This is a genomic window from Streptomyces sp. NPDC056503 (genome assembly GCF_042794995.1).
Classification (GTDB): Bacteria; Actinomycetota; Actinomycetes; order Streptomycetales; family Streptomycetaceae; genus Streptomyces.
This window is the reverse complement of sequence record NZ_JBHTST010000197.1, coordinates 1-11,446: the sequence shown is the minus strand read 5'-3', so window position 1 is coordinate 11,446 and position 11,446 is coordinate 1. Positions and strand designations below refer to the sequence as shown.

The following is an 11,446-nucleotide window of genomic DNA, read 5'->3' as shown; positions in this document are numbered from 1 at the left end:
GCCCCGCACGCCGTGGCGTGCGGGGCCCTTCCGCGTGCTCAGCCCTCCAGGAACGCCACCAGGGCGTTGGCCAGGAGGTAGGGGTCCTCGGCGCCGCAGAGTTCGCGGGCGCTGTGCATGGAGAGGATCGCCACGCCGATGTCGACGGTGGTGATGCCGTGGCGGGCGGCCGTGATGGGACCGATCGTGGTCCCGCAGGGCATGTCGTTGCTGGAGACGAACGACTGCCACGGCACGCCCGCCTTCTCACACGCGGCGGCGAAGAGGGCGCGGCCGGTGCCGTCGGTGGCGTACCGCTGGTTGACGTTGACCTTGAGGATCGGGCCGCCGTTGACGCGCGGGTGGTGCGTCGGGTCGTGCCGCTCCGCGTAGTTGGGGTGGACGGCGTGGCCGGTGTCGGAGGAGAGGCAGACCGTGCCGGCGAAGGCGCGGGCGCGGTCCTCGTAGTCGCCGCCGCGGGCGTAGACGGAGCGCTCCAGGACGGTGCCGAGGAGGGGGCCCTGGGCGCCGGTGTCGGCCTCGGAGCCGTTCTCCTCGTGGTCGAAGGCGGCGAGGACGGGGATGTACGGGAGGTCGTCGCGGGTGGCGACGGCGGTGAGCGCGGCGACGGCGGCGTGCACGGACAGCAGGTTGTCCATGCGGGGTCCGGCGACGAGTTCGCGGTCCCGGCCGAGGTAGGCCGGGGCGTCGACCGCGTGGACCATGAGGTCCCAGCCGGCCACGTCCTCGGCGTCCACGCCGGCCTCGTCGGCGACGAACTCGACGAGGTCGCCCTCGCGGACCTCGCCGGTGCCCCAGACGGGCTGCATGTGGCGCTGGCGGTCGAGCTTGAGGCCGTCGTTGGCGGAGCGGTCGAGGTGGATGGCGAGCTGCGGGACGCGCAGCAGCGGCCGGTCGACGTTGACGAGGCGGTGGCTGCCGTCGCGCAGGGTGAGGCGGCCGGCGAGGCCGAGGTCGCGGTCGAGCCAGGTGTTGAGGAGGGTGCCGCCGTAGATCTCCACGGCGATCTGCCGCCAGCCCTGGTTGCCCATGTCGGGGTGGGGCTTGACGCGCAGGTTGGGGGAGTCGGTGTGGGCGCCGACGATCCGGTAGGGGGTGTGCGGGTCGGCGCCCTCGGGCACGAACCAGGCGATGATCGCGCCGCCGCGGGTGACGAACTTCCCGCCGCTGGTCCCGTCCCACGCCGCGGTCTCCTCGACCCGGCGGAAGCCCGCCTTCTCCAGCCGCTCCGCGGCGTTGGCCACCGCGTGGTACGGCGACGGGGAGGCCGCGAGGAAGGACATCAGGTCATCGGTGTGTCCGGGCCCGAAGGGTGCGGACGCCGGTCGGGAAGCTGCGCTGCTCATGCGCCCACCTTACGCAGCCGATGACGGGACGTTTCGGGTACCGGGCGAGACCGCGGCCCGGCTTGGGCACCTCGTCCGGCGGAGTCCGTACCTCACCTGTCGGGGCGGGCCCCGGAGAGGAACGGCCGGACGGGCGCAGCGGAACGGCCCGCCCCCCTCCCCGGGGACGGGCCGTTCCCGTAGGACGTGGTGGGTTCGGTACCGGAGTACTAGAACGCCGCCTCGTCCAGGTCCATCAGGCCGCCGTCCACGCCGTCGGCGAGGAGGCGCTCGGTGGAGACGCCGGGCAGGACGTTGGCGGCGAAGAACTTCGCGGCCGCGATCTTGCCCTGGTAGAAGGCGACGTCCTTGCCGGTGGCGCCGGCGGCGAGCTTCTCGGCGGCGACGGCCGCGCCGCGCAGCAGCAGGTAGCCGACGACGACGTCGCCGGAGACCATGAGCAGGCGGGTGGTGTTGAGGCCGACCTTGTAGATGTTCTTGACGTCCTCGCCGGTGGCGGTGAGGTCGGTGATCATCCTGCCGACGATCGCCTCCAGGTCGACGGCCGCCTTGGCGAGCGAGTCGCGGGCGCCGGCCAGCTCCTCGCCGCCGGTGCCGACCGCGAGGAACTTCTTGATCTCCTCGGAGAGGGTGTTCAGGGCCGCGCCCTGGTCGCGGACGATCTTCCGGAAGAAGAAGTCCTGGCCCTGGATGGCGGTGGTGCCCTCGTAGAGGGTGTCGATCTTGGAGTCCCGGATGTACTGCTCGATCGGGTACTCCTGGAGGAAGCCGGAGCCGCCGAAGGTCTGGAGCGACTGCGCGAGCTGCTCGTAGCCCTTCTCGGAGCCGTAGCCCTTCACGATCGGGAGCAGCAGGTCGTTGAGGCCGTGGAGCGCCTTCGCGTCCTCGCCCGCCGCCTCCTTGAGCTGGATCGCGTCCTGCACGGAGGCCGTGTAGAGGACGAGGGAGCGCATGCCCTCGGCGTAGGCCTTCTGCGTCATCAGCGAGCGGCGCACGTCGGGGTGGTGGGTGATGGTGACCTTGGGGGCGGCCTTGTCCATGAAGTCGGCCAGGTCGGTGCCCTGGACGCGCTCCTTGGCGTACTCCAGGGCGTTGAGGTAGCCCGTGGAGAGGGTGGAGATCGCCTTCGTGCCGACCATCATGCGGGCGAACTCGATGATGAGGAACATCTGGCGGATGCCGTCGTGCTTGTCGCCGATGAGCCAGCCCTTGGCGGGGTGCTTGTCGCCGAAGGTCATCTCGCACGTGTTGGAGGCCTTGAGGCCCATCTTGTGCTCGACGTTCGTCGCGTAGGCGCCGTTGCGGGCGCCGAGCTCGCCGGTCTCCCAGTCGAACTCGTACTTCGGGACGAGGAAGAGGCTCAGGCCCTTGGTGCCGGGGCCGGCGCCCTCGGGGCGGGCGAGGACGTAGTGGAGGATGTTCTCCTCCATGTCGTGCTCACCGCTGGTGATGAAGCGCTTGACGCCCTCGATGTGCCAGGAGCCGTCCTCCTGCTGGACGGCCTTGGTGCGGCCGGCGCCGACGTCGGAGCCGGCGTCGGGCTCGGTGAGGACCATGGTGGAGCCCCAGCGGCGCTCGACCGCGATCTGGGCGGCCTTCTTCTGCTGCTCGTTGCCCTCGGTGTAGAGGATGCCGGCGAAGGCCGGGCCGGAGGAGTACATCCAGATGGCCGGGTTCGAGCCGAGCAGCAGCTCCGCGTAGGCCCAGATCAGGGAGCGCGGGGAGACGGTGCCGCCGATCTCCTCGGGGATGCCCAGGCGCCAGTACTCGGACTCCATGAAGGCGTTGTACGAGGCCTTGAAGGTGGCCGGGACCGGGGCCGTGTTGGTCTCGGGGTCGAACACCGGCGGGTTGCGGTCGGCGTCGGCGAAGGATTCGGCCAGCTCGTTCTCGGCGAGGCGGCGGATCTCGTCGAGGATGCTCTTGGCGGTGTCGACGTCCATCTCCTCGAACGGACCGCTGCCGTACACCTTGTCGCGGCCGAGCACCTCGAAGAGGTTGAACTCGATGTCGCGGAGATTCGACTTGTAGTGCCCCATGGCGACGGCTCCGTAAAGATCGGGGAGGGGTTCCTCGTACCGAGGGCCACTCGTCCTACTCACGAGTAGCGCACTCTTCTCTACGATGATGCTACCCACCGGTAATAAGAGCAACCCCTGGCGGGCCATCTGTGACGCAGTAGGCTCATGGCCCATGTACGGCTACGAGCAGAATCCGGGTGCGCAGCAGCAGTACGGGATGCCCGGGGGCATGCAGGGCGGGATGCCGAACGGCATGCAGGGCGGCGTTCCCGGCGGGTACGGCCAGCAGCAGGCCCCGCTCTACCCCGAGCCCTCGCCGCCCTCCCTCGCCGACGCCGTACGCGCCTTCACCACCGGCACCATGGCCGCCGAGGACTTCCAGCAGATCTTCGCGAGCTCGAAGGTCTACTGCCCGCGCGGCGACAACCCCGGCTTCCTCGCCCTGCACAACACCCAGCAGCCCGTGATCCCCATGTTCACCACGCTGAAGGAGCTGCGGCGGTACGCGGGCAAGGAGTCGAAGTACTTCGTGATCACCGGCGCCGAGGTGATCGACCTCCTCCCGACCGGCTACGGCTTCGTCCTCGACATGGAGGGCGACCACCGGATGGTCTTCGACGCGAAGGCCGTGGAGCAGATGGTGGACTTCGCGATGCGGCGGATGTACGGCTGACGGAGTCTGGACGTGTACGGGGGCGCCCGGGAGGAATTCCTCCCGGGCGTTCCGCGTTCCGGGTGGCAAGAAGTTCAGCATTCAACTAAAGTGAGGGTACGAGGACAGGCCGCGAAGGCCACCGAGCCCTCAGGCCGTACCAAGGAGGTCCCGCCATGCCCGCCGTGACTGTCGAGAACCCGCTCACCCTGCCGCGCGTCGTCGCCCCGGCCGACGCCGCCCCGCGCCCCGTGCTCGCCGTCACCACGGCCCCCCAGGGCTTCGAGGGCGAGGGCTTCCCGGTCCGCCGGGCCTTCGCGGGGATCAACTACCAGTACCTCGACCCGTTCATCATGATGGACCAGATGGGCGAGGTGGAGTACGCGCCGGGCGAGCCCAAGGGAACCCCCTGGCACCCCCACCGCGGCTTCGAGACCGTCACCTACATCATCGACGGCACCTTCGACCACCAGGACTCCAACGGCGGCGGCGGCACCATCACCAACGGTGACACCCAGTGGATGACAGCAGGTCAGGGCCTGCTGCACATCGAGGCCCCGCCGGAGTCGCTCGTCGTGTCCGGCGGCCTCTTCCACGGCCTCCAGCTGTGGGTGAACCTGCCCGCGAGCGACAAGATGATGGCCCCCCGCTACCAGGACATCCGCGGCGGCCAGGTCCAGCTCCTCACCTCCCCCGACGGCGGCGCGCTGCTCCGCGTCATCGCCGGCGAGCTCGACGGCCACCAGGGCCCCGGCGTCACCCACACCCCGATCACCATGATCCACGCCACCCTGCGCCCCGGCGCCGAGATCACCCTGCCGTGGCGCGAGGACTTCAACGGCCTCGCGTACGTCATGGCCGGCCGCGGCACCGTCGGCGCCGAGCACCGCCCGGTCCACCTCGGCCAGACCGCCGTCTTCGGGCAGGGAGGCTCGCTGACGGTCCGCGCCGACGAGAAGCAGGACGCGCACACCCCGGACCTGGAGGTCGTCCTCCTCGGCGGCCGCCCGATCCGCGAGCCCATGGCCCACTACGGCCCCTTCGTGATGAACACCCAGGCCGAACTCCGCCAGGCCTTCGAGGACTTCCAGGCGGGCCGCCTCGGCACCATCCCGGCGGTCCACGGCATGGGCGAGTAACACCCCCGGAGGACTCCCGGGGCATCCCCCCGAGCCCCGGGGAGCGACATGACGGGCCGTCGCCCGGACGGCCCGTCATGTCCGCGTTCCACGGGTGTCGATGTGATCTTATGGACGGGTGGAGACGAGTCGACCGCCCCTGCTGCCCGAGCCCGCCCGCAAGCTCGCCGCCTGGTGCGCCGTGGCGCTGCTCGTCGCCGGCGTCGCCGCCGTCTTCATCTGGCTCTGCGTGGTCTTCAAGGCCGCCGTGACGCCCGTGCTGCTCGCCATCCTCGGGACCGCGCTGCTCGGGCCGCTCTACCGCCGCCTGCTGCGGATGAAGGTGAGCAAGTCCCTCGCCGCCGCCGTCACCGTCCTCGCCGTCCTCGTCGTCGTCGGCGGCGCCACGTACATCGTCGTCGCCGCGCTGATCGAGACCGGGGACCAGATCCTCGCCTCGCTGCGGCAGGCCGCCATCGACATCGCCGAGCACTTCGGGGCCGCCGGGACCTCCCTGGAGGACCTCGCCGAGAACGCCAAGAACCTCCTGGAGAAGTTCGGCGGCACCGCCGCCTCCGGGGTGATCTCCGGGCTCAGCGTGGTCGGCCAGATGCTCGCCACCGCCGTCCTCGCCCTCCTCCTGATCTTCTTCTTCCTCCGCGACTCCGACCGGGCCGCCGGCTCCCTGCGCTCCCTCGTCCCCGCCGCCACCGGCGACACCGCCGAGGCCATGGCCCGCCGCGCCTTCGAGGCCGTCGAGGGCTTCATGCGCGGCACCACCCTCGTCGCCCTCGTCGACGCCGTCCTCATCGGCGTCGGCCTGCTCGTCCTCGACGTGCCCGGCGCCGTCGGACTCGCCGCGCTCGTCTTCGTCACCGCCTACATCCCCTACCTGGGCGCCTTCCTCTCCGGCGCGGTCGCCGTCCTCGTCGCCCTCGCCGACCGCGGCTTCGTCATCGCCCTGTGGGTGCTCGGCGTGGTCCTCGCCGTCCAGGTCATCGAGGGCAACGTCCTCCAGCCGATGGTCCAGAGCCGCACCGTCCAGATGCACCCGGCCGCCGTCATGCTCGCCATCACCGCCGGCGCCTCCGTGGCGGGCGTCCTCGGCATGCTCCTCGCCGTCCCCCTGACCGCCGCCGCCACCGGCATCCTCGGCGAACTCCGCGCCCGCTACACCACCCGTCCGGAACCGGGCGAGGCCGGCTAGACCGCCGCCGCGCCCGCCTCGAAGGACTTCAGCATGGCCTCCAGGGCCGCCTGGTCCGGGCCGACGAAGGGGTCGGAGTCCGGCGCGGCCGCCAGCGTCCCCAGCATCCGTTCCGTCATCCGCACGGCAGGCGGCAGGTGGGTGCAGAGCACGATCTCCGGGTCCATCTCCCGCAGCGGCGCCAGAGTCGCCCGGTACTTCTCCGGGTCCACCACGTGCACCCACGGGCTGTCGAGCGTCGCCCACAACAGCTGCGAGGCCCGCAGGTCCTCCGGCTTCAGATCGCTCGCGTGCCCGCTCTCGGCGAGCTCGGCCGTCGGCATCGGCCCGCCGAAGCAGTCCGAACTGAAGCAGATCCTGGTCCGGTCGTCGTAGAAGCCGACGGTCGCCGGACTGTCGAAGAGCGGCGGACGGAAGGCGTGCAGGGCGCGGTCACCGACGTCCAGGGACTGCCCCGGGTTGAGGAAGTACACCCGGTCCATCGGCAGCGCCCGCTCGGTCGTCATGATGCCGAAGCCGAGGAAGGTGGTCACCACGCGCGCGTGCGGGGCGGCTTCCAGGAGGTCGAAGATCCCGCCCGTGTGGTCGCGGTCCGGGTGGCTGAGCCAGATCCAGCGCACCTCCGCGGGGTCGATCACCCCGGAGAGCGCGGCGAGGAAGTCCCGGTCCTCGATCGACAGTCCGGTGTCGACGACGACGGGTTCGGCGGCGGTCAGCACGTAGGCGTTGACGGGGACGTGGCCGATCCCCGGCACCTCCAGGCTGTCGGCCAGGACGGTGGTGTCGCTGCCGACCTTGTGCGTGTCCATGGCGTACTCCGTGGTCCCCCCGGCGGCCGTACGACACCAGTCTCCGCCGTACGGGTGGACGGCGCGCGCCGGAGGGGCACGGGCCCCGCCGACCGGCCCGGGCGCGCGGTGCGGCCCCACCCGCGTACGACCGGCCCCACGCGCGCGCGGCGCCCGGCACCCGCGTGCCCGCCCTATCCGCAGCACCCCTCCGGCCCCGCCGGCTCCGTCAGTTCGTACCAGATCGTCTTGCCCTCGCCGCGCGGCTCGACGCCCCACGCGTCCGCCAGCATCTCCATCAGCACCAGGCCGCGCCCGCTGGACGCCATCTCGCCCGGGTGCCGCTTGTGCGGGAGCTCGTCGCTGGCGTCGGAGACCTCGACGCGCAGCCGGCGGCCCTTGTCGCCGCAGGCGACCTCCGCGGTGAGGAGGGCGTCGCCGTCCGTGTGGACGAGCACGTTCGTGACCATCTCGGAGACCATCAGGACGGCCGCGTCCAGCTGGTCCTCGTCGGTCCAGTCGTGCAGCAGCTGCCGCACCTGCTCGCGCGCCTCCGCGATCCGCTCCGGCTCGGCCTGGGCGATCGTCATCAGGGTGCGGCGCGGGGTCTCCCGTACGGCCGTCGCCGGCCGGCGGGAGAGCAGCAGGACGGCGATGTCGTCCTCGCGCCGGTCCGCGAGCGGGCCGGTGGTGTGGTGGGAGCCGGGCCCGTGGACGGCCTCCACGAGGGTGTCGGCCAGCTCCTCCAGGTCGTCGCCCCGGTGCTCCTCCAGGAGCCGCCTGACCCGCTCCCAGCCGCTGTCGAGATCGTGCCCGCCGGTCTCCAGGAGGCCGTCGGTGCAGATCATCAGGGTCTCGCCGGGGTCGAGGGTGAGCCGGGTGGTGGGGTAGTCGGTGTCGGCGTCGATGCCGAGCGGAAGGCCGCCGGCCGTCGGCCTCAGCAGGACCGTTCCGTCGACCATCCGTACGGCCGGGTCCGGATGGCCCGCCCGGGCGATGTCCACCGTCCCCGTCTCCAGGTCCACCTCCAGGTAGAGGCAGGTGGCGAAGCGCGGCCCGCCGCCCGCGGCCACCGCCTCGTCGCCCCCGTCGTGGCCGTCGTTCACCCCGTACAGGAACCGCGAGGCCCGCGACAGCACGGCGTCCGGCCGGTGCCCCTCGGAGGCGTACGCCCGCAGCGCGATCCGCAGCTGCCCCATCAGCGCCGCCGCCCGTACGTCGTGCCCCTGTACGTCCCCGATGACCAGGGCGATCCGGCCAGCGCCGCCGGGCAGCCGGATCATGTCGTACCAGTCGCCGCCCACCTGGAGCCCGCCGCCGGTCGGCACGTACCGCGCCGCCACCTGGATCCCGGGGATCCCCGGTCCGAGCACCGGCATCATCGTCCGCTGCAGACCGAGCGACAGCTCCCGCTCCGACTCCGCCACCCCGGCCCTGGCCAGCGCCTGCGCCAGCATCCGGGCCACCGTCGTCAGCACCGACCGCTCGTCCGGCGTGAACGCCACCTGGTGCTTGAAGGCCGCCATCCAGGCGCCCATCGTCCGCCCGGCCACCACAAGCGGCACGAACGCCCACGACTGCCGCTCGAAGCGCTCCGCCAGCGGCCACGTCATCGGGAAGCGGCGCCGGTACTCCTCGGGGGACGGGAGGTAGATCGCCCGCCCGGTCCGCACCACCTCGGCCGCCGGGTAGTCCGTCGCCAGCGCCATCGAGGAGAAGGGGCCCTCGTCGCCGTCCCGCTGCCCGTGGTGTCCGATCACCGTCAGCCGGTCGCCCGACATCCCGAAGACCGCGAGCCCGTCCGGCGAGAACCCCGGCATCGACAGCGAGGCCGCCACCCGCAGCACCTCGGACGTCGACCGCGCCTCCGCCAGCGCCCGCCCCGCGTCCAGCAGGAAGGCCTCCCGCGAGCGCCGCCAGTCACCGGTGATCGGCGTGTGCGGCCCGGCCGTCCCCGGCTGCGGGTCGGCCACCTCCTGGAGCGTGCCGACCAGCTGGTAGTCGTTGCCGTCGATCAGCGGCTTGGACCGGCTCCGTACCGTACGGACCACCCGGCCCCGGTCGTCCATGATCCGCAGCCGGGCCTCGGCCAGCGTCCCCTCGGCCACCGCCAGGTTGACCACGCCGTCGATCTCGTTCCAGTCCACCGGGTGGAAGCGCGAGCGGACCGCCGCCTCGCTGAGCCGCACCGGCTCCGCGGGCAGCCCCAGCAGCCGGGCGGCCTCGGCGTCGAGCGAGACGATCCCGGAAGCGTTGTCCCAGCGCCACAGGCCCGTGGCGATCGCGGCCAGGACGTCCTCGGTGCGCATTGCCCCACTTTATGAAGAGCGGACAGCCTGTCGCCACCGTGTCCCCGCCGGGCGCGACCGAGAGTAATCGAATCGCGATCTTGGGGTGGCCGGTAGGCTGGTCGCGACTTAACAGTCGTGACTCACACCACCGATCCCGAAGACTGGATGAACGACGATGCATCGGTACAGGTCCCACACCTGCGGCGAGCTCCGCGCCTCTGACGTCGGCACCGACGTCCGGCTGAGCGGCTGGCTGCACAATCGGCGCGACCTGGGCGGCATCCTCTTCATCGATCTGCGCGACCACTACGGCATCACGCAGCTCGTCGCCCGGCCCGGCACCGCCGCCGCCGAGGTCCTCGACAAGCTGACGAAGGAGACCGTCGTCCGCGTCGACGGCAAGGTCGTCTCGCGTGGCGCGGAGAACGTCAACCCGGAGCTCGCCACCGGCGAGATCGAGATCGAGGCCGCCACGGTCGAGGTCCTGGGCGCCGCGAAGCAGATCCCCTTCACCATCAACGCCGACGACGGCGTCAACGAGGAGCGGCGCCTGGAGTACCGCTTCCTCGACCTGCGCCGCGAGCGCATGCACCGCAACATCATGCTGCGCTCCGCCGTCATCGCCTCCATCCGCTCCAAGATGGTGGCCCTCGGCTTCAACGAGATGGCGACCCCGATCCTCGCCGCGACCTCCCCCGAGGGCGCCCGCGACTTCGTCGTCCCGTCCCGTCTGAACCCGGGCAAGTTCTACGCGCTGCCGCAGGCGCCGCAGCAGTTCAAGCAGCTGCTGATGATCTCCGGCTTCGACCGGTACTTCCAGATCGCGCCCTGCTTCCGCGACGAGGACGCCCGCGCGGACCGTTCGCCGGGCGAGTTCTACCAGCTCGACGTCGAGATGAGCTTCGTCGAGCAGGAGGACGTCTTCCAGCCGATCGAGAAGCTCATGACGGAGCTCTTCGAGGAGTTCGGCGGCGGCCGCCACGTCACCTCCCCGTTCCCGCGGATCCCGTTCCGCGAGTCGATGCTGAAGTACGGCAACGACAAGCCCGACCTGCGCACGGCCCTCGAACTCGTCGACATCTCCGACGTCTTCGAGTCGTCGGAGTTCAAGGCCTTCGCCGGCAAGCACGTCCGCGCGCTCGCCGTCCCGGACACCGGCGACCAGCCGCGCAAGTTCTTCGACCAGCTCGGCGACTTCGCGGTCTCCCTCGGCGCGAAGGGCCTGGCCTGGGTCCGCGTGGGCGAGGGCAACGCCCTGACCGGCCCGATCGCCAAGTTCCTCACCGAGGAGAACGTCAAGGTCCTGACCGAGCGCCTCGGTCTGGAGCCCGGCCACGCGATCTTCTTCGGCGCGGGCGAGTTCGACGAGGTCTCCAAGATCATGGGCCCGGTCCGGGTCGAGGCCGCCAAGCGCGCCGGCCAGTTCGAGGAGAACGTCTTCCGCTTCGCGTGGATCGTCGACTTCCCGATGTACGAGAAGGACGAGGAGACCGGCAAGATCGACTTCTCGCACAACCCGTTCTCGATGCCGCAGGGCGGCCTGGAGGCCCTGGAGACCCAGGACCCGCTGGACGTCCTCGGCTGGCAGTACGACATCGTCTGCAACGGCATCGAGCTCTCCTCCGGCGCGATCCGGAACCACGAGCCCGAGATCATGTTCAAGGCCTTCGAGATCGCGGGCTACTCGCGGGAGACGGTCGAGCACGAGTTCGCGGGCATGCTCCGCGCCTTCGAGTACGGCGCCCCGCCGCACGGCGGCATCGCCCCGGGCGTCGACCGCATCGTCATGCTCCTCGCGGACGAGCCCAACATCCGCGAGACGATCGCCTTCCCGCTCAACGGCAACGCCCAGGACCTCCTGATGGGCGCCCCGACGGAGCTGGACGAGTCCCGCCTGCGCGAGCTGAACATCCAGCTCCGCAAGCCGGTCGAGAAGAAGGTCGCGGAGGACCGCCCGGTCACGGACGCGGTCCACCCGGACGCGGCGCGCTGACCCTGACGCGCGGGTGAGGGGCCCGGGATC

General features: G+C 71.3%; 8 protein-coding genes. 4 read left to right on the top strand and 4 right to left on the bottom strand.

The window, feature by feature from the left end; translation table 11 throughout:
• Positions 1 to 38: 38 nt before the first annotated feature.
• Together ACFQ8C_RS34840 and ACFQ8C_RS34835 are read right to left on the bottom strand one after the other, a co-directional pair.
• The gene (locus ACFQ8C_RS34840) at positions 39 to 1,346 is read right to left on the bottom strand and encodes a M18 family aminopeptidase (protein WP_383465632.1); all 1,308 of its coding nucleotides are present in this window, start codon (positions 1,344 to 1,346) and stop codon (positions 39 to 41) included.
• A gap of 209 nt (positions 1,347 to 1,555) precedes the next feature.
• Complete coding sequence (locus ACFQ8C_RS34835; RefSeq protein ID WP_383465630.1) at positions 1,556 to 3,385, bottom strand: acyl-CoA dehydrogenase; 1,830 nt, start codon at positions 3,383 to 3,385, stop codon at positions 1,556 to 1,558.
• A 154-nt stretch (positions 3,386 to 3,539) separates the two neighbouring features.
• Here ACFQ8C_RS34835 and ACFQ8C_RS34830 point away from each other — a divergent pair, with 154 nt between their 5' ends.
• The 3 genes from ACFQ8C_RS34830 to ACFQ8C_RS34820 all read left to right on the top strand — a co-directional run bounded on the left by ACFQ8C_RS34830 (position 3,540) and on the right by ACFQ8C_RS34820 (position 6,344).
• The gene (locus ACFQ8C_RS34830; protein WP_362184899.1) at positions 3,540 to 4,040 is read left to right on the top strand and encodes an SseB family protein; all 501 of its coding nucleotides are present in this window, start codon (positions 3,540 to 3,542) and stop codon (positions 4,038 to 4,040) included.
• 155 nt (positions 4,041 to 4,195) lie between these two features.
• Positions 4,196 to 5,158: a pirin family protein gene (locus ACFQ8C_RS34825; RefSeq protein ID WP_383465628.1), complete on the top strand. Its 963-nt coding sequence runs from the start codon at positions 4,196 to 4,198 to the stop codon at positions 5,156 to 5,158.
• 118 nt (positions 5,159 to 5,276) lie between these two features.
• Positions 5,277 to 6,344: an AI-2E family transporter gene (locus ACFQ8C_RS34820; RefSeq protein WP_383465626.1), complete on the top strand. Its 1,068-nt coding sequence runs from the start codon at positions 5,277 to 5,279 to the stop codon at positions 6,342 to 6,344.
• On the opposite strand, the gene ACFQ8C_RS34815 is transcribed toward ACFQ8C_RS34820, so the two are convergent.
• On the bottom strand, positions 6,341 to 7,153 hold the full coding sequence (locus tag ACFQ8C_RS34815) for an MBL fold metallo-hydrolase (RefSeq protein WP_383465624.1): 813 nt from the start codon (positions 7,151 to 7,153) through the stop codon (positions 6,341 to 6,343). The two genes, ACFQ8C_RS34820 and ACFQ8C_RS34815, sit on opposite strands and share 4 nt — an antisense overlap.
• Before the next feature lie 173 nt (positions 7,154 to 7,326).
• A complete protein-coding gene (locus tag ACFQ8C_RS34810; RefSeq protein ID WP_383465622.1) occupies positions 7,327 to 9,441 on the bottom strand; it encodes a SpoIIE family protein phosphatase in 2,115 nt (704 codons plus the stop codon).
• A 157-nt stretch (positions 9,442 to 9,598) separates the two neighbouring features.
• On the opposite strand from ACFQ8C_RS34810, the gene aspS reads away from it, so the two are divergent.
• Positions 9,599 to 11,416, top strand: coding sequence for an aspartate--tRNA ligase (gene aspS / locus ACFQ8C_RS34805; RefSeq protein WP_383465620.1), 1,818 nt, complete (start codon positions 9,599 to 9,601; stop codon positions 11,414 to 11,416).
• Positions 11,417 to 11,446: the final 30 nt, after the last annotated feature.

Coding starts and splice junctions, on each gene's coding strand:
- ACFQ8C_RS34840 (WP_383465632.1), bottom strand. CDS start 1,346: ATGAGCAGCGCAGCTTCCCGACCGGCGTCCGCACCCTTCGGGCCCGGA.
- ACFQ8C_RS34835 (WP_383465630.1), bottom strand. CDS start 3,385: ATGGGGCACTACAAGTCGAATCTCCGCGACATCGAGTTCAACCTCTTC.
- ACFQ8C_RS34830 (WP_362184899.1), top strand. CDS start 3,540: ATGTACGGCTACGAGCAGAATCCGGGTGCGCAGCAGCAGTACGGGATG.
- ACFQ8C_RS34825 (WP_383465628.1), top strand. CDS start 4,196: ATGCCCGCCGTGACTGTCGAGAACCCGCTCACCCTGCCGCGCGTCGTC.
- ACFQ8C_RS34815 (WP_383465624.1), bottom strand. CDS start 7,153: ATGGACACGCACAAGGTCGGCAGCGACACCACCGTCCTGGCCGACAGC.
- ACFQ8C_RS34810 (WP_383465622.1), bottom strand. CDS start 9,441: ATGCGCACCGAGGACGTCCTGGCCGCGATCGCCACGGGCCTGTGGCGC.
- aspS (WP_383465620.1), top strand. CDS start 9,599: ATGCATCGGTACAGGTCCCACACCTGCGGCGAGCTCCGCGCCTCTGAC.